The organism is Tardiphaga sp. 215_C5_N2_1 (assembly GCF_052076055.1).
GTDB lineage: Bacteria > Pseudomonadota > Alphaproteobacteria > Rhizobiales > Xanthobacteraceae > Tardiphaga > Tardiphaga robiniae.
On sequence record NZ_CP197240.1, the window covers coordinates 2,236,833 to 2,259,292 of the forward strand.

A 22,460-nucleotide genomic window follows, 5' to 3' on the forward strand; every position below is an offset into this window, starting at 1 on the left:
AGATATTTGTCGGGGAGCTCTAGCCCTTGGCGTCGCAGGCCCATGCGCGGATGACGCATTCCTTACCGCCGTAGTCATAGCATTTCTTGGTCGCCTGATTCAGCGAACTCGAAATACGAGGCGCCACGGCATAGCCGTGTGCGCCGCAGGGATTCTTCATATCCACGGCGAAGGCTGCACAGGCGCGGTTCATCGTTACGGTCGTGCATTCGCCCTTGCACTGCTTTTTAGCGGCCGCCAGCGCCGCCCCCTGTGCCGGGTAGTCGAAGGCCTGGCCATAGGCACCGCACTTGCCCACGGCGAGGGCACCAGCGGCCGAAGCCACGTCCATGGCACCGACGCTCATCAACAAGGCAACGGCGAGAATCGCGCGACGACGCGCGGCAACAAACAGTGACAATTTCCCCTCCCCCGAGGTCGATCGAGGCAGACGCTAAAGGAAGGGCGTTTCAACTTGGTGAACGAAAGTGCAATGCGGCGGCCCGCCGCATGCGCCATGTGTTAGCCGCTCCGCGCGTCTTCCAGCGCCTGCGGTGTATCGATATCGAGGAAGGCGCCGTGGCCTTCCACGGCCACATCGGCAACGGCTTCGGCGTGCTTCATGATCAGGTGCCGGCCACCGATATCGCCGTCCAACGTCATCAACTCATTGAAGAAGCGCCGAGACCACAACACGGGATTACCGCGACGGCCCTCGCTTACAGGGACGACGATGAGGTTGCCGCGATCCGGCGCGAAGGCTTCGATCAACCGGTCGATCAAGCGGGCATCGATCAGCGGCATGTCGCCGAGACAGACCACGGCTCCATTGGCATCGGCCGGGACCGCCGCGATGCCGGCTTTCACCGAACTGGCAAGGCCATCAGCAAAATCAGGGTTGTAGACGAACGTGACTTTGAGTCCGGCCAGCGCCTTCTCGACCTCCGGCGCCTGATGACCTGTCACCACCGTTACGCTCGACGCTTTCGATGCGACCGCCTGTTCGGCGACTATCCGGACCAATGCCTTGCCGTTGAGTTCGGCGAGCAACTTGTTGGGCCCCCCCATCCGGGTCGAACGACCGGCGGCCAGAATAACGGCGGCGACGTTGCTGTTGCCATCGCTGCCGACGGGCACGCGCGGTTGCGGCCGGGTGACGATTTCCATCAGCAAACCGCCGACGCCCATGCCTGTGAGATCCGAACGCGTGACCTTGAGACCGGCCAGCAGCCGCATCAACACCCAATCGAAGCCGTTCTCGACTGGGGATCGCGCACAGCCCGGCGCACCCAGCACCGGCACGTTGCCGGCCCTGCCGATCAGCAGCAGATTGCCGGGATCGACCGGCATGCCGAAATGCTCGATGGCGCCGCCGATCTGTTCGATCGCCGACGGAATGACGTCACGGCGGTCGGCAATGGCCGACGCGCCGAACACGATCACCAGCTCGGCGCCGAGCCCGAGCAATTCCTTGATTGTTTTCGCGAGCACCTTCTCGTCGTGTGGCACGCGGCGCTCGGCGATGATCTTCGCACCAGCAGGCGCAAGGCGCTCTTCGGTCACACGCAGTGTCTTGTCGATCACCTTCGGCGACAGCCCCGGCAACAGCGTCGAGACGATGCCGACTTTCTTGACCGTGTAAGGCGCGATTCTCATTGCGCCGCCCGAGGCAGCCTGGACGGCCGCGTCGCACAGCGTACCGGCGACACCAAACGGGATCAGCTTGACGGTCGCGATCATTTCGCCTTCGACAACCGGCTTGTAGGCCGCCAGCGTTGCGAAGGTGATGGCTTCATCGACGGCATTGATGCGATCGACGATGGCGCGATCGACGACCAGCACGCCCGGCGTGCCCGCAAACAGATTGGCGCGGCCCGTGAAGGCTCGCTCGACATTGACGCCCTCGCCCGCCACTGACTGCGCGATACTGGCTGCAGCGACGTCTTCGGACACATCACCTTCCTCGAGACGCACGACGACCACGTCCTTGACCCCCGCGCCGGTCAGCGCGGCGACTTCATCGGGACCGATAGTGGTGCCCTTCTTGAGAACGAGCGAACCCTGACGCAGCGTATGGACGGTCACGCCGCCAAGTGCATCCGCCGGACTGGCGGGACCGAACTTCATGGGTTGCTCACTTTGGACAATTCCGCGGGTATCGTCTTGGGCGTGCGCAGTTCGGCGGTGATCTCGGCCATGATCGAGACCGCGATCTCCGATGGCGAAACAGCACCGATATTGAGACCGATCGGCGCCTTGATCCGCGCGAAGTCAGCCTCGCTGACGCCCTGCGCCTTCATCCGGTCGCCGCGCTTGGCGTGAGTCTTTCGCGAGCCCAGCGCGCCGATATAGAAGCAGTTCTTCTCGAACGCGTGCAGCAGCGCTGGATCGTCGATCTTCGGATCATGGGTCACCGCAACGAAGGCCGTGTAGTGATCGATGTTGAGGCCCGGCAGCGCCTCTTCGGGCCATTCAGCGATCAGCTTCACGTCCGGAAAACGCTCTGCGCTGGCAAAGGCTGTGCGCGGATCGACCACCGTCACATCGTAATCCAGCGACCGCGCCAGCGGCGCCAAAGCCTGGCTGATATGGACGGCGCCGATGATCACGAGCCGTGCAGTGGGCGCATAGACGTTGAGAAACAGCTTCTTGCCGTCGAACTCAACCATCGCGCTCTTGCCCATGCGGAGCTGCTTCTCAAGCTCGGCATGCAGCGGATCGGCACCGAAATCGGCGGCCTTCACCAGGCGTTGTGTTCCGTCGGATATATCGGTGATCAAAATAACGGGGCGCCGAGCGGCGCGTTCCGTGTTCAGGGTGGCAAGTGTCTCGGCTTTCACGACTGACCGACCTTCTCGACGAACACACGGATCGTGCCGCCGCAAGACAGGCCGACATTCCACGCGGTCTCGTCAGCCACGCCGAATTCGAGCAATTTGGGCTCGCCACTCGCAATCACATCCAACGCCTCGGTGACCACGGCGCCTTCAACGCAGCCGCCGGAGACTGAGCCCAGGAAGGTGCCGTCGTCGTTGATGACGAGATTCGAGCCTGCGGGGCGCGGCGCCGAACCCCAGGTCTCAACCACGGTGGCCAGCGCCACGCCGTGCCCGGCCTTCTGCCACGCCTCGGCGGCCTGCAGGATGTCTTCATCGCGATTGAGCATGGAAGCCTCTCTTAAGCTGCGGGCCGGATCAGGCTGCGGTGATGGACCGGGGGCGCCGATGACAGCGCCTTGATCAGTCCGTCGATCGAACTCAAATTATGCACCGGGCGGAATTCGTCAACGTGCGGGAGCATCATTTTGATGCCCTGAGCTTTCGGCTCGAACCCATCGAAGCGCAACAACGGGTTGAGCCAGATCAGCCGCCGGCAGGAGCGATGCAGCCGGTCCATCTCGAAGGCCAGTTGGGAATCCGCCTCCCGCTCCAAACCGTCGGAAATTAGCAGCACGATGGCGCCCTGGCCGAGTACGCGGCGTCCCCAGAGCTTGTTGAAGTTGTGCAGCGACGCGGAGATGCGCGTGCCGCCGGCCCAGTCTTCCACCGAGGCCGAGCACGAGGCCAGCGCCTCGTCGGGATCGCGCGAGCGCAGCGCCCGCGTCACATTGGTCAGCCGGGTGCCAAACAGAAAAACCGAGACGCGCTTGCGGGCGTCCGTAATGGCATGAAGGAAGTGCAGAAACAGCCGGGTATATTCACTCATCGAGCCGGAGATATCGAGCAATGCGACAATCGGCGCCGGCTTATCGATCAGGCCTAGTCTGCGGATATCGATGATGTCGCCGCCCGTGCGCAGGCTGCCGCGCAGCGTGCGCCGCAGATCGAGCCGCGCGCCGTGCTTGTCCGGCTGGGTGCGGCGCGTGCGCAGTTCAGCTTGCGGCAGCCGCATATTGGCGATCGCGCGCGTGACCTCGGCGATCTCCGCTGCGCTCATCTGCGCAAAGTCCTTCTTCTGCAAAACCTCGCGGTCGGAGACCGACAGCCTGATTTCCTGCTCCTGCGGCGCCTCGCGCTCTTGGCCCTGCGCCGGCTGCGCCATCGCCTCCTGCACGCGGCGCGAGGCCGGCGGCGGCTTGCGCTTGGCATCGTCGGGCAGCGGCACCGAATCCAGCATCTGTTTCCATTCGTCGGCCGCGCGGAAGAACAGATCAAAGGCCTGGGCAAACACCAACGCGTGCTCGTGGCGTTTGACGAAGATCGCTTCCAGAGTCGTGAATACGTCGGCGCGCTTGCCGATCTCGATCATCTGCAACGCATTGAGCGCATCGATCACCGCCCCCGGCCCGACCGGAAGCCCGGCGGCGCGGAGCGCACGCGCAAAGCCGATGACATTATCTGCCATCTGGCCAGTCGGTGGGTTGAGATGGTCGATGGGCAAACCTAACTCCGTCGTTCCGGGGCGGGCGCGCCACTTGCGCGACCGAACCTCAGCCACTCCAATTGGAGTGGTGGGGAACCTCGATGTGTTCAACTACTTCGGGATTCCGGGTTAGCGTTCGGCTATCGCCGCCCGCGCCCCGGAATGACGAGTGTTAATCGCTCGTCGCTTCCTTGATCACCTTCGCCAGCGCATCGCCCTGCATGCGCTGGATATCGTCCTGATACTTCAACAGCGCGCCCAGCGTATCGCCCACCACCTGCGGCGTTAGCGAGCGGGCGTCGAGTTCGGTCAGCGCGGTCGCCCAGTCCAGAGTCTCGGCAACGCCCGGCGACTTGTAGAAATCCTGATCGCGCAGTGCCTGCACGAATCTCACCACCTGCTGCGAGAGCTTTGCGGAGATGCCTGGCACCCGCGACTTGACGATGGCGAGTTCGCGCTCGGCGTTGGGATAGTCGACCCAGTGATACAGACAGCGCCGCTTCAGCGCGTCGTGAATCTCGCGGGTGCGGTTCGATGTGACGATGACGATGGGCGGCGCCGGCGCCTTCACGGTGCCGAGTTCAGGAATGGTCACCTGAAAGTCGCTGAGGATTTCGAGGAGATAGGCTTCGAACGCCTCGTCCGCACGGTCGAGTTCGTCGATCAGGAGCACCGGCGCGCCGTTGACGTCCGGCTCGAGCGCCTGCAGCAGCGGACGCTTGATCAGGTAGCGCTCGGCGAAGATGTCGCTGGCCAGCTGATCGCGGTCGGTATCGCCGGCCGCTTCCGCCAGACGGATCGCGATCATCTGCGAGGCGCTGTTCCACTCATAGACCGCGGAAGACACGTCGAGGCCTTCGTAGCACTGCAGCCGGATCAGCTTGCGGCCGAGTGCTGCCGATAGCACCTTGGCGATCTCGGTCTTGCCGACGCCGGCCTCGCCTTCGAGAAACAGCGGCCGGCCCATTTTCAGCGAGAGATAGGTGACTGTCGCCAGCGAACGCTCAGCGAGATAGCCGCGCGATGTCAGCAATTCCAGCATGCCATCGACGGAAGTGGGGAGCGCCGATGGCTTAGTCATGAGAGAACCAATCCGGAAAAGTGCGGACCTGACAAATATCAGGCCCGGTTGTTGGCAGCTTCGACCGCACGCTTGGCCAGCACGCCGATCAGATGCGCCCGATATTCAGCGCTGCCATGGAGATCGCTGTTGAGGCCCTCGGCCGGCACCGTAAGCCCGTCCAGCGCCTTTGGCGAGAACCGCTTCTGCAACGCAGCCTCGAACTCCTCGACGCGGAACACGCCATCCGAGCCCGCACCGGTGACCGTGACCCGCACGCCCGAGGGCAGACGCGCCACGAACACCCCGACCAGCGCGTAGCGCGAGGCCTGGTTGCGGAACTTGATATAGGCGGCCTTCTTCGGCACGGGGAAGGAGACCTTGGTAATGATCTCGTCGGCCTCCAGCGCGGTCGTGAACAAGCCCTGGAAAAATTCTTCTGGCTTCAGCTTGCGCTTGTTGGTGGTGATGGTGGCACCGAGGGCCATCACGGCTGCGGGATAGTCCGCGGTCGGATCGTTATTGGCGAGCGAACCACCTATGGTGCCCTTGTGGCGCACAGCGGGATCGCCGATCAGGCCGGCGAGCTCGGCCAGCGCCGGGATGGCTTCACCAACGATCAGCGATGCCGCGACGGCGGCATGCTTGGCCAGTGCGCCGATCACCAGCGAACGGCCCTTCATTTCGATGCCGTCGACACCCTCGATGTGCGAGAGATCGATGATATGCGGCGGTGCCGCCAAACGCTGCTTCATGACCGGCACCAGCGTGTGACCGCCGGCAATCAGCTTGGCGTCCTCGTTCTTGATGAGGAGATTGGCGGCCTGCCGCACGGTCGACGGACGATGATATTTGAATTCGTACATGGGTGGGGATCCCTGATTCGCGGTGCGCGATTATCGTTGTGCGTCGTTATGCGAGATCGGACTTCGCCATCGCCTTGGCGCCGGCTGCGATCGACGCTACGATGTTCTGATAACCGGTGCAGCGACAGAGATTGCCTTCGAGTTCTTCGCGGATCAGGTGATCGCTGAGATCATGTCCCTTGCGATGCACGAGGTCCACTGCGGTCATGATCATGCCGGGGGTGCAAAAGCCGCACTGCAGACCGTGATGCTCGCGAAATGCTTCCTGCATCGGATGCAGCGGCGCTCCATCGGCTGCGAGGCCTTCGATGGTCTTCACCTCGTGACCGTCGGCCATGACAGCGAGCGTGGTGCAGGACTTCACGGCCTTGCCGTCGAGATGCACAACGCAGGCGCCGCATTGCGACGTGTCGCAACCCACATGGGTGCCGGTGAGCCGCAGATTCTCACGCAGAAACTGCACCAGCAATGTGCGCGGATCGATATTGCCGGTGACGGGATTGCCGTTCACGATCATCGAGATTTTGGCCATATGCACTCTCTTGGTCCGCGTCCCATTGCGTGGCGACACGGTCATTAAAATCATTCCAAATGCATAATATGGCCCATCCCGGCAATGAGCAACCTCAAGTCGGGACGGTCTCTGGTGTGTTTTTCTGCGGTATCAAGCACACTTGATCGCCGCTATCAGACGCTCCGCACTTTAGCCTTGAACGGCTTTGGCGAAGTTTGCGAAGAACTCGTCGGCGATCTTCTTGGCTGAACCGTTGATCAGGCGCTGACCGAGCTGGGCCAGCTTGCCGCCGATCTGGGCTTCCACATTGTAGGTCAGCAGCGTGCCACCATCCTTGTCGGTCAGGCCGACGACAGCGCCGCCCTTGGCGAAGCCGGCCACGCCGCCCTCGCCTTCACCGGTGATCTTGTAGCCGTTGGGTGGATCGAGATCGCTCAGCGTGACCTTGCCCTTGAAGCGGGCGGAGACCGGGCCGACCTTGATCTTGGCCGTGGCGCGGAAGCCGCCCTCCTCTGTGGTCTCGAGCTCTTCGCAGCCCGGGATGCAGGCCTTCAGCACCGCGGGGTCGTTGAGCTTTCCCCATACCACTTCGCGGGGCGCGGCAAGCTGGACTTCACCGCTCATCGTCATGGCCATGGGTCTGTCTCCTGAATTTGTCGCCGTCCGGAATTGAGGCTGTCATCCCCAAGGGATTGAACCCCCAATCCCAAGTAATGCACGGACGGCGCAAAGGAAAGACCGTCCGGCGGGATGAGGCGATGCCTATTCGCAGTGCAACAGGGGACGGCGACAAGAAGATTGCGGGGGATTGGCAGACTCTCGCCGGAATGGTTAGGTCCCGCACAGATGAGCACATCCCTGTCCCCTCTGCTGGCACCCTTGTTGTCGAGCCCCGCGATGCGTGCGGTTTGCGATGATACCACCCATTTGCAGCATATGCTGGACTTCGAAGCCGCACTGGCGCGGGCCGAGGCCGCAGTCGGGGTGATTCCCGCCAGCGCGGTGACGGCCATTGAGGCCGCCTGCAAAGCCGACCAATTCGATCTGGCTGCCCTGGCCGATGCAGCCACGCGTTCCGGCAATCTCGCCATCCCGCTGGTCAAGACGCTCACCGCCAAAGTGGCGAAGGCCGATACCGAGGCTGCGCGCTACGTGCATTGGGGCGCCACCAGTCAGGACGTCATCGACAGCGCCACCATGCTCGGCCTGCGCGCCGCCATTGACTCTCTGCTCGCGGATCTCGACCGCGCCATCGCCGGCTTTGCAGCCCTTGCGGTCAAGCACCGCAACACCGCTGTGGTCGCCCGCACCTGGCTGCAGCACGCGCTGCCGATGCCATTCGGGCTGAAGCTCGCCGAATATGCCTCGGCACTGCACCGCTCGCGCCTGCGCCTGAAGCGATTGCGCGCCGAAGGTCTCGCACTGCAATTTGGCGGCGCCGCCGGCACGCTTGCTGCGCTCGGCGACAAGGGGCTCGTCGTTGCAGAGCAACTCGCCAAGGAATTGCAGCTGCCGCTGCCCGATGCGCCATGGCACACCCATCGCGACCGTATCGCCGAAGTGGCTTCCGTGCTGGCGATCCTGTCCGGCAGTTGCGGCAAGATCGCCCGTGACGTCTCGCTGATGATGCAGACCGATGTCGGCGAGGCGTTCGAGCCCTCTGGCGAAGGCCGAGGCGGCTCCTCGACAATGCCGCACAAGCGTAACCCTGTGGCATCAGCCTCTGCGCTTGGCGCCGCGACTATGGCGCCAAATCTCGCTGCAACGATCTTTGCCGCTCAGATCCAGGATCACGAACGCAGTGCCGGACCGTGGCACGCCGAATGGCCGACGCTGCCGACGCTGCTGCTGGTGACATCGGGCGCCCTTGCCGCCATCGTCGATATCGCCGAAGGGCTCGAGGTCGACGTTGAGCGGATGCGCCTCAATCTCGATGAAACCCACGGCCTCATCATGGCGGAAGCCGTGACCTTTGCGCTCGCCGAAAAGCTCGGCAAGAGCGACGCCCATCATCTGGTCGAGGCCGCCACCAAGCGCGCCGTTGCCGAGAAGAAACATCTGCGCGATGTGCTCACGGCCGATCCCAAGGTCAGCGCGCAGCTTAGCGCTGCCGCGATCGCCAAACTGTTCGAACCGATGGATTATCAGGGCATCTCGCAAGCCCTGATCGACCGCCAGCTCGCCTCACTCCGTTAAGAAGAAACTCGGGAGACACACCATGCCCATGATCGACGCCGACGGCTGCCTACTGAATGTCTCCGTGGAGGGCCGCGACAGCGGGCCGACGCTGATGATGTCGAATTCACTCGGCTGTACCATGGCGATGTGGGAGCCGCAGATGCCGGCGCTGACAAAGCTGTTTCGTGTGATCCGCTACGATCGGCGCGGCCACGGTAAGTCCGGCATGAACGGCCCGACCTCGATGGAGCGCTACGGCAAGGACGTGCTGGCGATCCTCGACGACCTCAACATCGATAAGGTGCATTGGTGCGGGTTGTCGATGGGCGGCATGGTCGGCCAATGGCTCGGCGCCAACGCGCCTGAGCGTTTCAACAAGATCATCCTGGCCAACACCAGCTGCTACTACCCGGATCCGACCAACTGGCACAACCGCATCAAGGCGGTGCGCGAGGGTGGCCTCAAAGCGGTGGCCGATGCCGTCATCGGCGGCTGGCTGACCGCTGACTTTCGTGAGCGCGAGCCCGAGACCACCGCGAAGATGAAGGCGATGCTGATCGCCTCACCGGTCGAAGGCTATCTTGCTGCCTGCGAGGCGCTGAGCACGCTCGATCAGCGCGCGCTGCTCCCCAAGATCAAAAGCCCAACGCTGGTCATCGCCGGCCGTCAGGACAACGCAACACCGGTTGCGGCTGGTGAACTGATCCGCAGCAGCATCCCCGGCGCGAGCATGACGCTCCTGGACGCCGCACACATCTCGAACGTCGAACAGCCCTACGCCTTCACTGACGCCGTCGTTGGCTTCCTGACACAGCGCTGAACGGAGACCTAAGATGGACGAGCAACAGCGCGCCGCCGAAGGCACCGCAAAACGCCGCAAGGTTCTCGGCAATGCCTGGGTCGACAAATCGGCCGCCGGGAAGAACGCATTCAATACGGATTTTCTCGACCTGATCAGCCGCTACGCCTGGGGCGAGATCTGGACGCGGCCGCATTTCGACGACCGCACGCGCCGCGTATTGGTGATCGGCACCATGCTCGCGCTCGGCCAGTGGGACGAATTCCGCATGCACGTGCGCGCCGCCCTCACCGAAGGCGGCTTCACACCGGATGACATCAAGGAAATCCTGCTGCAGCAGGCGATCTATTGCGGCGTCCCGGCGGCCAATCACGCCACCAAGGAAGCCGGCGCGATCATCAAAGAGCTCGGGCTGGCCATTTAGGCGACCTTTTATTTAGGCGACCTTCTGTAAAAGCTCCGCGTCGTTGGCTGCCTTGCCCGGCTGCCCGGGATCAAGCTCCTGCGCCGCCGCGCGGCGCAGCGGCGGCTCGATCGCCAGCAGCACTGCAGCGCCGAGCATCAACAGCAATTCTGTGATGTGCAGCCGCATCGCGGCGATCTCGCCGACCTTCGATGCCATCATCATGCTGGCGAACGAGATCACGCCGCCGATGCCAAGCGCCATCATCAACGCTTCGTCGCAGCCGCCCGTCTTGCGGATTTTCGGGCGTGTGATGAACACCAGGAATACCGTGAAGAAAGCAACCACCGTCAGCTTGCCGACGGCGAGCAGCCACGCATAGCGCACCGTGCCCATGCTGGAAAATTGCATGTAGTCGCTGAGAAACAGCGCCAGTGAAATATTGGGGCGCTCATAGAAGCCCTGGATCGGCGAGACCATGATGCGGAACGCGAAGATCGTCCAGGTCGGGATGAAATAGCAGGCGATCAGCGCGCCCGTGAACGTGCTGATCCGCCAAGTCTGAAACGTACCAGTCTGAAACGTGCCAGCCTGCAGAGTTCCACCCTGATGGGCTCCGGTCTGGTCTGCGCTGCTCTGATCCATCACGTCGTCCACCGCTCTGCCGGCGACTCGCAGGAGTCGCACGCCTGCACCGACGTAACGCCCGTTCAATCAGACGGACAACGTAAACCAATTGGTAACCTTAATTCGAAAATTGCCGGGATAACGGCGGGGAAATACGATCGGGACTTGCCAAACGAAAAGCCCCGCCTTTCGTCGGGGCCTTCCACATGGGTCGCTGAGAACGACCCAAATCTCGATTGATGTCTGCCTGACGGCCTATCTCTGGCCCTGCCGGCCCGGGTCCTGCTCGTGGTCGGGCTTCATTCCACCGCCCTGCTGCTGACCGGGCTTCTGGCCCTGCTGCCCGGGGTTCTGGCTCTGCTGGCCTGGCTTCTGCTGACCGGGCTTTTGCTGGTTCTGATTGGACATTCTTCAATCTCCTGTGTTGAACCATTCAACGCCCGATAACGTGCAGCCCCGATCTTCGTTTCGGTTCCCGCGTGATGATTGCAAGGCCGTTGCACGGCGCAACTGTGACACCGGAACAGCCGCAAATAAGGCGGGGATTTGTGTGCGCTGCGGCGCAAGTGAACGGACGCCAATCGCCGCGAAAAACAGCATGTACAGGCTACTTTAGCCGCACCGGCCCCTGTTGCCGCCTCCAATGGCCGCTGTTAGAAAACGATACAACGACGCAATGATCCGGCTGCCGGATCATGGTGGCGCCTCACTCGAATTCGGCAGCGCATGGATTATTTCGCCCAGCAACTGATCAACGGTCTCGTGCTCGGCTCCATCTATGGCCTGATCGCGATCGGCTACACGATGGTCTACGGCATCGTCGGCATGATCAATTTCGCCCATGGCGATATCTTCATGATCGGCGGCTTCATCGCGCTGATCACTTTTCTCATCCTGGTGTCGATCGGCCTTACCGCGGTGCCGGTGATCCTGCTGCTGGTGCTCCTGGTCTCGATGGCGATCACCTCGCTCTATGGCTGGACCATCGAGCGCATCGCCTACCGTCCCCTGCGCCATTCCTTCCGCCTAGCGCCGATGCTGTCAGCGATCGGCATGTCTTTTGTGCTGACCAATTTCTCGCAGGTCGCACAGGGCGCCCGCGTCAAGCCGGTGCCACCGATCATCACCGGCGGCTACACACTGCATGAAGGCGCCGACGGTTTCGCCGTACGCTTGTCCAACATCCAGATCATCGTCGTCATCACCACCATCGTGCTGCTGGCGCTGTTCACCTGGCTGGTCGCGCGCACGCGCCTCGGCCGCGACATGCGCGCCTGCGAGCAGGACCAGACCATGGCCTCGCTGCTCGGCGTCGATGTGGACCGCACCATCTCCATGACCTTCGTGATCGGCGCAGCCTTGGCTGCGGTCGCGGGCATGATGTACCTGCTCTATTACGGCCTCGTGGATTTCTTCATGGGCTTCGTCGCCGGCATCAAGGCCTTCACGGCCGCCGTGCTCGGCGGCATCGGCTCGCTACCTGGCGCCATGCTCGGCGGCTTGCTGATCGGCCTGATCGAGACATTGTGGGCCGCCTACTTCTCCACCGAATACAAAGATGTCGCCGCCTTTTCGATTCTGATCGTGGTGCTGATCTTCCTGCCGACCGGCCTGCTCGGCCGTCCCGAAGTCGAAAAAGTCTGACGGGATCCAAGTGGCAGCAAACGCATCACAAGCTAAGACTGCCCGCGGGCCGGACGCCGCATTCATCCTGAAGAAGGCCGTGATCTCCGCACTGGTCGCGCTGGTGCTGTTCTCGCTGATGATCGGCATCCGCACCGAGGCCGGCTCCGACGGGCAACTGACCTGGTGGACGCGCTTCGGCGATCTCGCCGCCATGGTCGCCGTGGTGTTCGGCGGCAGTATCGTCATGGAGTTGCTGCGCCACTGGTGGGGACCGGTGGACACCGTGCGCGTCGTGCCGCCATCGGCGCAGAAAGTATTTTCCTTCGCCGGCCGTGCGCTGGTGCCGGCGCTGTTGATCTTCACCTTTCTCGTCCCGGTGATCTTCTACGACGAGCGTTACATCCTCGATCTCGGCATTCTCGTGCTGACCTACGTGATGCTTGGCTGGGGTCTGAATGTGGTGGTCGGCCTCGCCGGTCTTCTCGATCTCGGCTATGTCGCCTTCTATGCCGTCGGCGCCTATTCCTACGCGCTGCTGGCCACCAATTTCGGCCTGTCGTTCTGGATCTGCCTGCCACTCGCCGGTATCCTCGCGGCGTTCTTCGGTGTGCTGCTCGGCTTTCCAGTCCTGCGGCTGCGCGGCGACTACCTCGCCATCGTTACACTGGCCTTTGGCGAGATCATCCGCCTCGTCATCATCAACTGGCAGACTCTCACCGGTGGTCCCAACGGCATCTCCGGCATTCCGCGTCCAACCATGTTCGGCATTCCGCTGACGCCGGGCGATGGCGGCCTCGCTGACCGCCTTGGCATCGAGTTCTCGCCGACCCACCGCATCGTCTTCCTGTTCTATCTGATCCTCGCGCTCGCACTGCTCACCAACTGGGTCACCATCCGCCTGCGCCGCCTACCCATTGGCCGGGCCTGGGAGGCGCTGCGCGAAGACGAAGTCGCCTGCCGCGCGCTCGGCATCAATACGACGACGACGAAGCTCACCGCCTTCGCCACCGGCGCCATGTTCGGCGGCTTCGCCGGCGCGTTCTTTGCGACCCGTCAGGGTTTCATCAGCCCGGAATCCTTCACTTTCCACGAATCCGCACTGGTGCTGGCCATCGTCGTGCTCGGCGGCATGGGCTCACAACTCGGCGTGGCCCTCGCAGCGCTCGCGATGATCGGCGGCTTCGAACTGTTCAGAGGCCTTGAGCAATTCCGCATGCTGGTGTTCGGCGGCGCCATGGTGCTGCTAATGATCTGGCGCCCGCGCGGCCTGATCGGCCACCGCGCGCCAACCGTCTTTCTCGAACGCAACACGGTGATCTCGTCCGACCTCGTCAAAGAGGGGCACGGATGAACATCAACGACATCCTCAGCGTCGAGAATCTGACGATGCGGTTCGGCGGCATCGTGGCCGTCAACGATCTCTCCTTCACCGCCGAGCGTGGCAAGATCACAGCGCTGATCGGCCCCAACGGTGCCGGCAAGACCACCGTCTTCAATTGCATCACCGGCTTCTACAAGCCGACATCCGGCACCATCAAGCTGCGCCACAGCGATGGTGAATGGCGGCTGGAGCGGCTGAACGACTTCCGCATCTCGAAGATCGCCAAGGTCGCGCGCACCTTCCAGAATATCCGGCTGTTTCCCGGCATGACCGCGCTGGAAAACCTGATGGTGGCGCAGCACAACACGCTGATGCGCGCTTCGGGCTTCACTCTTCTCGGCCTGTTCGGCGTGCCCAGCTATCGCGCCGCCGAGAAGGCTGCGATCGACCTCGCGCGCTACTGGCTCGATCAGATCGGCCTGCTGGAGCGCGCCGACGATGCCGCCGGCAACCTGCCTTATGGCGACCAGCGCCGCCTCGAAATCGCGCGTGCGATGTGTACCGAACCCGCACTGCTCTGCCTCGATGAACCCGCCGCCGGCCTCAATGCCCGCGAGAGCGCGGCACTCAATGAGCTATTGCTCAAGATCCGCGCCGAACATGGCACATCGATCCTGCTCATCGAGCATGACATGTCCGTCGTGATGCAAATCTCCGACCATATCAACGTGCTCGATTACGGTGTGAAGATCGCCGACGGAACGCCGCAGCAGATCCGCGACAATCCCAAAGTCATCGCCGCCTATCTCGGCGCGGATGAAGAGGAAGCCATTGCGGTGATGGAGGGCGAGACGTGAGCGCTGCCCCCATGCTCGCCATCGCCGGCCTGCACGCATCCTATGGCAAGATCGAAGCGCTGAAAGGTGTCGATCTCGATATCAAGCACGGCGAGATCGTTGCACTGATCGGCGCCAACGGCGCCGGCAAGTCGACGCTGATGATGACCATCTTCGGCAAGCCGCGGGCGCGCTCGGGCGTGATCACCTATGACGGGACGGACATTACCGACCTACCGACCCACGAGATCGCGCGGATGCGCATCGCGCAGTCGCCGGAAGGCCGCCGGATTTTCCCGCGTATGAGCGTGGCGGAAAATCTGCAGATGGGCGCCGACGTCAATGAGAGCAGTCCTGCCGAGCGCGCCGTCAGCCTCGACAAGGTGTTGACGCTGTTTCCGCGCCTCAAGGAGCGCATGACCCAGCGCGGCGGCACGCTGTCCGGCGGCGAGCAGCAGATGCTGGCCATCGGCCGCGCACTGATGAGCCGCCCGCGCCTGCTGCTGCTCGACGAGCCGTCGCTGGGTCTGGCACCGCTGATCGCCAAGCAGATTTTCGATGCGATCCGCGTGCTCAACAAGCAGGACGGCCTGACCGTGCTGATCGTCGAACAGAACGCCAATCACGCGCTGCGTCTAGCCCATCGCGGCTACGTCATGGTCAACGGGTTGATCACCCTGTCAGGCACCGGCGCCGAATTGCTGAAGGCCCCGGAAATCCGCTCCGCCTATCTCGAAGGCGGCCGGCACGGCTGACGGATCGATATGCTTCATCGCATGACGATCGAACACGCACAGCGATGCAAACAATCGACACTATTTTGAAGGTAGAATGATGCGCCAATCGCGATTCCGTCACGGCGTCGCGTTTGTCTGCATTCGAACGGAACACGGGGACTTCCTATGAAATTCATCAAACTCATCGGCCTGACGGCGGGTGCTTCGATTGCGCTGGCGTCCGTTGCACCGGCGCAGGATATTCCTGTCGCCGTCGCATCATCGATGACCGGCAGCGAATCCGCCTTCGGCCGCCAGTTCAAGAATGGCGCCGAACTCGCCGTCGCCGATATCAACGCCGCTGGTGGTCTGCTGAACAAGAAGCTGGCGCTACAGGTCGGCGATGATGCCTGCGATCCCAAGCAGGCCCGCTCGATTGCCGAGAAATTCGCCAGCGCGCGCATTCCGTTCGTCGCCGGTCACTATTGTTCGTCGTCGTCGATCCCGGCATCGGAAGCCTATGCCGATGGCAATGTGCTGCAGATCTCGCCGGGCTCGACCAATCCGCTATTCACCGAGCGCAAGCTCGCCAATGTGCTGCGCGTCTGCGGCCGCGACGACCAGCAGGGTTTTGTCGCCGGCGAGTACATTGCCAAGAACTATAAGGGCAAGAATATCGCGATCCTGAACGACAAGACGACCTATGGAAAAGGCCTCGCCGACGAGACCAGGAAGGCGCTGAACAAGGCCGGCGTCACCGAGAAGATGTTCGAGAGCTACAACAAGGGCGACAAGGATTTTAATGCGATCGTCTCGCGCCTGAAGCGCGACAATATCGATCTGGTTTACGTGGGCGGCTATCACCAGGAAGCCGGCCTCATCGTGCGCCAGATGCGCGATCAGGGCCTCAAGACGGTGCTGATGGCGGGCGACGCCATCAACGACAAGGAGTTCGCCTCGATCACCGGCCCGGCTGCGGAAGGCACGCTGTTCACCTTCGGCCCCGACCCGCGCAACAAGCCGACCGCCAAGGCGATCGTCGACCGCTTCAAGGCCAAGAACATTGATCCCGAGGGCTACACGCTCTACACCTATGCGGCATTCCAGGTCTGGTCGCAGGCCGTCGCTAAGGCCGGCACCACCGACACCAAGAAGGTGATGGACACGATCAAGGCCGGCGAATGGGACACCGTGCTCGGCAAGCTGGCCTTCGACGCCAAGGGCGACATCAAGGCGATCGACTATGTCGTCTACAAGTGGGACGCCAAGGGCGACTACGCCGAACTGAAGCAGTAAGCCTGCCGGCCGCACCTCTCCCGCATAGCGAGAGGTGCGGCTCGCCTCACGTCATGATGTCGATGCGGAGCCGACGTGACGCGACTGCCCACACCAGGGCGGTTTCGGCATCTTTTTTGATCCGCCGGAGCGGACTCGCACAGCGAAAGCTCTTGCGACGACCTGCCGCAGCCGGACTCACAGGCTGGCTGTTTGCGGCCGAAAATTGCCGATGACTCGGCATCAAAATAAGTTGAGAATGATCCTATCGTTCGGGCGGCCGGATTGCGTTTGTGGCCGAAAACTCTTTGCGAGGATCATCCCCATGAAACCATTGAATGTAATCGGCCTGGCCTTTGCCGCGTCGCTGCTCTCAACCGCAGCTTTTGCACAGGACATCAACGTCGCGGTCGCCGGCCCGATGACGGGCGGCGAATCGGCCTTCGGCCGCCAGATGAAGAACGGCGCGGACCAGGCTGTGGCCGATCTCAATGCCGCTGGCGGCGTGCTCGGCAAGAAGCTGGCGTTGCAGGTTGGTGACGATGCCTGCGATCCCAAACAGGCCCGCTCGATCGCCGAGAAGTTCGCAAGCTCCAAGGTGCCGTTCGTCGCCGGCCACTTCTGCTCGTCATCGTCGATCCCGGCCTCCGAAGCCTATGCCGACGGCAACGTGCTGCAGATCACCCCTGCCTCGACCAACCCACTGTTCACCGAACGCAAGCTCGCCAATGTGCTGCGCGTCTGCGGCCGTGACGACCAGCAGGGCCTTGTCGCCGCCGACTACATTGCCAAGAACTTCAAGGGCAAGAACGTCGCGATCCTCAACGACAAGACCACTTACGGCAAGGGTCTCGCCGACGAGACCAAGAAGGCGCTCAACAAGGCCGGCTTCACCGAAAAGATGTTCGAGAGCTACAACAAGGGCGACAAGGACTTCAACTCGATCGTGTCGCGTCTGAAGCGCGACAATATCGATCTGGTTTATGTCGGCGGCTATCATCAGGAAGCCGGTCTGATCCTGCGCCAGATGCGCGACCAGGGCCTCAAGACCATATTGATGGCCGGCGACGCCATGAACGACAAGGAATTCGCCTCCATCACCGGCCCCGCGGCAGAAGGCACGCTGTTCACCTTCGGCCCCGATCCGCGCAACAAGCCGACCGCGAAGGCGATCGTCGAGAAGTTCAAGGCCAAGAACATCGATCCGGAAGGCTACACGCTCTACACCTATGCGGCGTTCCAGGTCTGGTCGCAGGCCGTTGCCAAGGCCGGCTCCACCGACACCAAGAAGGTGATGGATGTGATCAAGGCCGGCGAATGGGACACCGTGCTCGGCAAGATGGCGTTCGACGCCAAGGGCGACATCAAGGCGATCGACTATGTCGTCTACAAGTGGGACGCCAAGGGCAACTACACCCAGATCGACGCGAAGGGAACCTGAGGCGGCGCCGCGAGCGCTTCCCTTAACCTCTTCCCGCTCTTTGCGGGGAGAGGTCGGGCGGCGAAGCTGACCGGGTGAGGGGCATGGTATGCACCTGCCCCATCTCGGACTATCGGATCGAATATTGTCCGGGCGGGTTGCTAACTTTGTTGATCTGCCGACCCGATAGATATCGGTTATGTCATCTCCAGCGTGAGGCCCCTCACCCGGCGCTGCGCGCCGACCTCTCCCCGCAAGTGCGGGGCGAGGTTAAGAGGGAGCCCCTCACCCGAAATTCTGCAGCGCGGGAAACGTCTCCAGCAGCCAGATGCTGGCATTCGACACGGCGCCGGTGAGAAACGCGATACCGGTGATCACCATCAACACGCCCATGGCGCGCTCGACATGGACGAGATGCTTCTTCATGCGCGCAAACACGCTGGAGAACTGCTCAACCATGAAGGCCGCGATCAGGAACGGGATGCCGAGGCCGAGGGAATAAACCGCGAGCAATCCCGCGCCCTTGGTCACCGTTGCTTCCGCCGCCGCCACCGACAGGATCGCCGCGAGGATCGGACCGATGCACGGCGTCCAGCCAAACGCAAAAGCCAGCCCCATCACATAGGCGCCCCACAGGCCAACCGGCCTGGGCATGCTCAGGCGTCCCTCGCGCATCAGCAGCCCGATGCGCGTGAGCCCGAGGAAATGCAGGCCCATCAGGATGATCAGGATGCCGGCAACGATTGACAGTTCCGCCGCATAGGAGCGGACCACGCTGCCGACCAGGCTGGCGCTGGCACCGAGCGCCACGAACACCGTGGAGAAGCCCAGCACGAACACGGCCGCCGAGATCATCACCGCGCGCCGGGAGGCCGCTTCCTGCTCGTCATTGGCGACGTGCTCGATGGTCGCGCCCGTGAGATAGATGAGATAGGGCGGCACCAGCGGCAGCACGCAGGGCGACAGGAATGAGACAATGCCAGCAATCAATGCGGCGGGGATCGTGACATCGGAGATCATGCGGCTAGATGCACCGCTGACATGACGGGATGCAAGCGGGATGGATCAAATGCCCGCCACTTCCGGCTGTTGTGATCATGTGTGATCGGTTGACCGGGCAGCCTTGCTGCGGTCTGGTCGGGCCAAGAGGGAACCGCCATGAAGAACCTGCTCACCGATATCGCCGGCGTTCGCGTCGGCCACGCGGACGACGCCCAACTGGCCTCCGGCGTCACCGCCATCCTGTTCGACAGGCCGGCCGTGGCCTCCGTCGACATCCGCGGCGGCGGACCGGGCACGCGCGAAAGCGCCCTGCTCGATCCTGTGAACACCGTGGATGCCATCCACGGCCTCGCGCTGGCCGGCGGCTCGGCCTTCGGGCTCGAAGCCGGCGGCGGCGTGCAGGCCTGGCTCGCCGAACAAGGCCGCGGCTACCAGATCGGCAATGCCGTCATCCCCATCGTGCCGGGCGCGATCCTGTTCGACCTGCTCAATGGCGGCGACAAGGCCTGGGGCCGCTTTCCGCCCTATCGCGATCTCGGCTATGCCGCCGCGGCGGGAGCCAGCGATGACTTCAAGCTCGGCAGCGTCGGCGCAGGACTGGGCGCCACGACAGTCAACTACAAGGGCGGCCTCGGCTCGGCCTCCGCCGTCACGCCATCGGGCGTGCGCGTCGCCGCACTCGCGGCAGTCAATGCGGTCGGCAGCGTCACCATCGACGATGGCCCACACTTCTGGGCGGCGCCATTCGAAGTCGGCAATGAGTTCGGCGGACACGGCATGCCGAACAAGTTGAAGCCCGAGGTGCTTGCGATGCGTATCAAGGGCGGACCGGCGGCAACCTCGATTGAGAATACGACACTTGCCGTCGTTGTTACCGATGCGATCCTGACCAAGGCGCAGGCCCGGCGTCTCGCCATGATGGCGCAGACCGGATTTGCGCGCGCGATCTATCCGGTGCATGCGCCGCTCGACGGCGACATCGTGTTTGCGGCCGCGACGGGCGAGAAGCCGATCGATCCGCTGGTGGGCTTGACCGAGCTCGGCATGATCGCGGGCAATGTGATCGCCCGCGCCATCGCGCGTGGCGTGTATGAAGCGACGGCGCTGCCGTTTGCGGGCGCGCTTCCAGCGTTTCGCGACCGGAACTAGGTCATCGCTCCGCAACCAATCGCGCCGGTAATCGTTTCTATCCGGGAGACATTCGGAGGATTGCGATGCCGTCGACTGCGATTCGACATGTCACTTATGATCCGGTGAGCCGCGAACTACGCATCACCTTCACCAGCGGCCGCCGGTATGCTTATGCGCAGGTGCCGCCGGAAGTTCACGCGGCCTTCAGCAGCGCCGCGTCACGCGGCGCGTTCTTCAATCACCGTATTCGTGATCGCTTCGCCTATCGCGAACTGCCGCGTTCGGGATCGGAACGCAGATCAGGCGCTGATCGCCAGCGTCGACTTCGCATTTGAGATCTGCTGCGCCTGACGCGCGATCATCTTCTCGATTGCGTTATAGGACGAGCTTGCGGTTGATGACGTGGACGACGTGGGGACGGCCGTGGTCGAACTCACCGTCGATCCGTCCGCATAGGCGATAGACGTCGTGGTGCTGCCATCAGCATTTACCGTGGTCGTTGTGGTCGAACCAGCAGTGTCAGAGCCACCACCAGATCCACCGCCCATACCGCCGCCGCCGGCGTGATGTGCCTTGCCGCCATTCAGCGCCGGGCTCAGTTCATCGATATTGACCGAGCCGTCACCGTTCTTGTCGAGCTCGGCGAATACCTTGTCGGCATTGGCGGTGTTGGTGCCGCCGGCGCCAAGTTTCTTCTCGAACTCCGCCTTGCTGATGCCGCCGCTGCCGTCGCTGTCGAGCATCCCCATCAGTCTGCTCAGCGCTTCAGATCGTTTCGCCGAAGAGGCTGCCGTCGCGGGCTGACTCTGGGCATCGAGCAGCGTGCTCATGGTGCCCGGGGCCAGCTTGTAGGAGCTGTTCGTACTGCTGGTGGCGGAGGTTGCCGTCGATGACGTGGCGCTCGCCGCCGTCGACGTGCTGGCGACATCGAACGGGCTGGCGGTCTTCTGGGTGACACCGGTCGCGGTGGTCGCGGCCTTCGACTTCGACTTGGTGAGTGCCTGCAGCGCATCGATCGCGGTGGTGGCGGCAGCAAGGGCTGGCAGCATCGTCAAATTCCTGATCATGCCGCAGCGTGCGGCGTGAATTCCCTGGGGAGTACGGAGCAAGCCCCATGCCAGCGAAAAAAGCTCGATAAAACAACGGCCTTGGTCGCACGGGCCGCGCGCGTTTCCCGGCAAATCGTGCCCTTGCGGCAGAATGTGCCGGGACTATCCTGCTGCAGCGCGTCGATGGCGCGGCCGTGGCTGGCGCGTTGCCCGTCCCCCGGCCCCATGTTACGCGAGGCGGTCCATTCGCTGCCGCCCAAAAACGTTCAGGAAACCCGATGTCCCAGAGCTTCACGCCCCGCCCGCTGGTGATCGCCCCGTCCATCCTGGCGGCTGATTTCGCGAGGCTTGGCGAAGAGGTCCGCGCCGTGGATACCGCCGGCGCCGACTGGATGCATCTCGACGTCATGGACGGCCATTTCGTGCCGAACATTTCCTACGGCCCCGACGTCATCAAGGCGATGCGCCCGCACACGACAAAGATCTTCGACGCGCATCTGATGATCGCGCCATGCGATCCCTATCTCGAAGCCTTCGCCAAGGCCGGCTGCGATCACATCACCGTCCATGCCGAGGCGGGCCCGCATCTGCATCGCTCGCTGCAGGCGATCCGCAATCTCGGCAAGAAGGCCGGCGTCTCGCTCAATCCCGGCACGCCGATCTCCGCCATCGAATATGTGATCGATCTCGTCGATCTCGTGCTGGTGATGTCGGTCAATCCCGGCTTCGGCGGTCAGGCCTTCATTCCGTCCGCGCTCGGCAAGATCTCGGACCTGCGCGCGATGACCGCGGGCCGTCCGATCGACATTGAAGTCGATGGCGGCGTGTCCGCTGCAGTCGCCGGACAACTCGCCGCAGCAGGTGCCAATGCCTTCGTTGCCGGCTCGGCCGTATTCAAGGGCGGCACGGTGGAAAGCTACAAGGCGAATATCGACGGCATCCGCGCGGCAGCAGCGAATGCCCGCGGCGAGATGGTGTAGCGCTCTCCGGATTCAAATATCAAACAGCCACGCTTCCGCAGTCTCGCGGCTCAATGAGCCCGAGTTGTTTGGATAGTCTCCCCTCAAACGATGAGGGGTGGCAGCGCGCCGTGAGGCGCAAGGGGTGGTTTCTGTCGCGATCCACCCCGCCGGAACGCCGGCAAGCTGCAACCGCGCAACGCCTCACGGCGCGCCACCGCGGCGATTTCTGTCCCCGGGACCGTTCTTCCGGGCAAAGGCGCAGAGCTCCGCACTCCGCTGATCCCGACGGTTTCCCGCCGTTCACCAATGCCACGTCCAGCCAGCATGAGTGGCA

The 22,460-nt window shown here is 63.0% G+C and carries 25 protein-coding genes; 12 read left to right on the plus strand and 13 right to left on the minus strand.

Translation table 11 applies throughout. The features are described 5' to 3' along the window. Positions 1 to 19: 19 nt before the first annotated feature. The 9 genes from AB7828_RS10815 to AB7828_RS10855 all read right to left on the minus strand — a co-directional run bounded on the left by AB7828_RS10815 (position 20) and on the right by AB7828_RS10855 (position 7,417). Entirely contained in the window at positions 20 to 346 is a 327-nt protein-coding gene (locus tag AB7828_RS10815) for a DUF4189 domain-containing protein (protein ID WP_315844185.1), read from the minus strand. Between the two features lie 155 nt (positions 347 to 501). Continuing rightward, entirely contained in the window at positions 502 to 2,106 is a 1,605-nt protein-coding gene (locus AB7828_RS10820) for an NTP transferase domain-containing protein (protein WP_441230131.1), read from the minus strand. Continuing rightward, a complete protein-coding gene (locus AB7828_RS10825) occupies positions 2,103 to 2,819 on the minus strand; it encodes an XdhC family protein (protein ID WP_441230132.1) in 717 nt (238 codons plus the stop codon). Before AB7828_RS10825 ends, AB7828_RS10820 begins: the two co-directional genes overlap by 4 nt. Beyond that, entirely contained in the window at positions 2,816 to 3,145 is a 330-nt protein-coding gene (locus AB7828_RS10830; RefSeq protein ID WP_068736040.1) for an XdhC family protein, read from the minus strand. The genes AB7828_RS10825 and AB7828_RS10830 overlap by 4 nt, the downstream gene beginning before the upstream one ends. Positions 3,146 to 3,156: 11 nt before the next feature. Further along, a complete protein-coding gene (locus AB7828_RS10835; RefSeq protein ID WP_120292714.1) occupies positions 3,157 to 4,323 on the minus strand; it encodes a vWA domain-containing protein in 1,167 nt (388 codons plus the stop codon). A gap of 190 nt (positions 4,324 to 4,513) precedes the next feature. Continuing rightward, entirely contained in the window at positions 4,514 to 5,422 is a 909-nt protein-coding gene (locus tag AB7828_RS10840) for an AAA family ATPase (protein ID WP_320444863.1), read from the minus strand. A gap of 38 nt (positions 5,423 to 5,460) precedes the next feature. Then, positions 5,461 to 6,267 carry an FAD binding domain-containing protein gene (locus AB7828_RS10845; protein ID WP_441230133.1) on the minus strand — a complete coding sequence of 269 codons (807 nt, stop codon included), beginning with the start codon at positions 6,265 to 6,267 and terminating at the stop codon, positions 5,461 to 5,463. A gap of 46 nt (positions 6,268 to 6,313) precedes the next feature. After that, a complete protein-coding gene (locus tag AB7828_RS10850) occupies positions 6,314 to 6,799 on the minus strand; it encodes a (2Fe-2S)-binding protein (RefSeq protein WP_089264990.1) in 486 nt (161 codons plus the stop codon). Between the two features lie 171 nt (positions 6,800 to 6,970). Further along, entirely contained in the window at positions 6,971 to 7,417 is a 447-nt protein-coding gene (locus tag AB7828_RS10855) for an SRPBCC family protein (protein WP_089264991.1), read from the minus strand. A gap of 210 nt (positions 7,418 to 7,627) precedes the next feature. On the opposite strand from AB7828_RS10855, the gene AB7828_RS10860 reads away from it, so the two are divergent. The 3 genes from AB7828_RS10860 to AB7828_RS10870 are packed head-to-tail and all read left to right on the plus strand — an operon-like array spanning position 7,628 to position 10,182. Continuing rightward, positions 7,628 to 8,977 (plus strand): 3-carboxy-cis,cis-muconate cycloisomerase, encoded by a 1,350-nt coding sequence (locus AB7828_RS10860; RefSeq protein WP_441230134.1) that lies wholly within the window; start codon positions 7,628 to 7,630, stop codon positions 8,975 to 8,977. 22 nt (positions 8,978 to 8,999) lie between these two features. Then, a complete protein-coding gene (gene pcaD / locus AB7828_RS10865) occupies positions 9,000 to 9,779 on the plus strand; it encodes a 3-oxoadipate enol-lactonase (RefSeq protein WP_441230135.1) in 780 nt (259 codons plus the stop codon). 13 nt (positions 9,780 to 9,792) lie between these two features. Continuing rightward, on the plus strand, positions 9,793 to 10,182 hold the full coding sequence (locus AB7828_RS10870) for a carboxymuconolactone decarboxylase family protein (RefSeq protein WP_441230136.1): 390 nt from the start codon (positions 9,793 to 9,795) through the stop codon (positions 10,180 to 10,182). A gap of 12 nt (positions 10,183 to 10,194) precedes the next feature. Here the strand turns inward: AB7828_RS10870 and AB7828_RS10875 are convergent, their stop codons facing one another. Together AB7828_RS10875 and AB7828_RS10880 are read right to left on the minus strand one after the other, a co-directional pair. Further along, positions 10,195 to 10,806 carry a hypothetical protein gene (locus AB7828_RS10875; RefSeq protein ID WP_210185291.1) on the minus strand — a complete coding sequence of 204 codons (612 nt, stop codon included), beginning with the start codon at positions 10,804 to 10,806 and terminating at the stop codon, positions 10,195 to 10,197. A gap of 237 nt (positions 10,807 to 11,043) precedes the next feature. Next, positions 11,044 to 11,196 (minus strand): hypothetical protein, encoded by a 153-nt coding sequence (locus tag AB7828_RS10880; RefSeq protein WP_170849538.1) that lies wholly within the window; start codon positions 11,194 to 11,196, stop codon positions 11,044 to 11,046. A gap of 318 nt (positions 11,197 to 11,514) precedes the next feature. Between AB7828_RS10880 and AB7828_RS10885 the strand changes: the two genes are divergently transcribed. The 6 genes from AB7828_RS10885 (at position 11,515) to AB7828_RS10910 (ending at position 18,003) form a co-directional block, all read left to right on the plus strand. Further along, positions 11,515 to 12,432: an ABC transporter permease subunit gene (locus tag AB7828_RS10885; RefSeq protein ID WP_089264995.1), complete on the plus strand. Its 918-nt coding sequence runs from the start codon at positions 11,515 to 11,517 to the stop codon at positions 12,430 to 12,432. Between the two features lie 10 nt (positions 12,433 to 12,442). Beyond that, positions 12,443 to 13,765 (plus strand): high-affinity branched-chain amino acid ABC transporter permease LivM, encoded by a 1,323-nt coding sequence (livM, locus tag AB7828_RS10890; protein WP_175365824.1) that lies wholly within the window; start codon positions 12,443 to 12,445, stop codon positions 13,763 to 13,765. Beyond that, positions 13,762 to 14,592 carry an ABC transporter ATP-binding protein gene (locus tag AB7828_RS10895; protein WP_089264997.1) on the plus strand — a complete coding sequence of 277 codons (831 nt, stop codon included), beginning with the start codon at positions 13,762 to 13,764 and terminating at the stop codon, positions 14,590 to 14,592. The genes livM and AB7828_RS10895 overlap by 4 nt, the downstream gene beginning before the upstream one ends. A gap of 11 nt (positions 14,593 to 14,603) precedes the next feature. After that, on the plus strand, positions 14,604 to 15,326 hold the full coding sequence (locus AB7828_RS10900; protein WP_439064656.1) for an ABC transporter ATP-binding protein: 723 nt from the start codon (positions 14,604 to 14,606) through the stop codon (positions 15,324 to 15,326). A 147-nt stretch (positions 15,327 to 15,473) separates the two neighbouring features. Next, complete coding sequence (locus tag AB7828_RS10905; protein WP_441230137.1) at positions 15,474 to 16,583, plus strand: branched-chain amino acid ABC transporter substrate-binding protein; 1,110 nt, start codon at positions 15,474 to 15,476, stop codon at positions 16,581 to 16,583. 304 nt (positions 16,584 to 16,887) lie between these two features. Then, positions 16,888 to 18,003: a branched-chain amino acid ABC transporter substrate-binding protein gene (locus tag AB7828_RS10910; protein ID WP_089265000.1), complete on the plus strand. Its 1,116-nt coding sequence runs from the start codon at positions 16,888 to 16,890 to the stop codon at positions 18,001 to 18,003. Positions 18,004 to 18,267: 264 nt separating this feature from the next. Here AB7828_RS10910 and AB7828_RS10915 read toward each other — a convergent pair whose 3' ends face one another. Next, a complete protein-coding gene (locus AB7828_RS10915; protein ID WP_175365826.1) occupies positions 18,268 to 19,002 on the minus strand; it encodes a cytochrome c biogenesis CcdA family protein in 735 nt (244 codons plus the stop codon). A gap of 138 nt (positions 19,003 to 19,140) precedes the next feature. On the opposite strand from AB7828_RS10915, the gene AB7828_RS10920 reads away from it, so the two are divergent. Both AB7828_RS10920 and AB7828_RS10925 read left to right on the plus strand, forming a co-directional pair. Further along, the gene (locus tag AB7828_RS10920) at positions 19,141 to 20,133 is read left to right on the plus strand and encodes a P1 family peptidase (RefSeq protein WP_175365827.1); all 993 of its coding nucleotides are present in this window, start codon (positions 19,141 to 19,143) and stop codon (positions 20,131 to 20,133) included. 65 nt (positions 20,134 to 20,198) lie between these two features. Continuing rightward, positions 20,199 to 20,450, plus strand: coding sequence for a KTSC domain-containing protein (locus tag AB7828_RS10925; protein WP_441230138.1), 252 nt, complete (start codon positions 20,199 to 20,201; stop codon positions 20,448 to 20,450). On the opposite strand, the gene AB7828_RS10930 is transcribed toward AB7828_RS10925, so the two are convergent. After that, the gene (locus AB7828_RS10930) at positions 20,415 to 21,164 is read right to left on the minus strand and encodes an EF-hand domain-containing protein (protein WP_441230139.1); all 750 of its coding nucleotides are present in this window, start codon (positions 21,162 to 21,164) and stop codon (positions 20,415 to 20,417) included. The two genes, AB7828_RS10925 and AB7828_RS10930, sit on opposite strands and share 36 nt — an antisense overlap. A 278-nt stretch (positions 21,165 to 21,442) precedes the next feature. Here AB7828_RS10930 and rpe point away from each other — a divergent pair, with 278 nt between their 5' ends. Continuing rightward, positions 21,443 to 22,144, plus strand: a complete 702-nt coding sequence (gene rpe, locus AB7828_RS10935) for a ribulose-phosphate 3-epimerase (protein WP_093756461.1) — start codon at positions 21,443 to 21,445, stop codon at positions 22,142 to 22,144. The last annotated feature ends 316 nt before the right edge of the window (positions 22,145 to 22,460 follow it).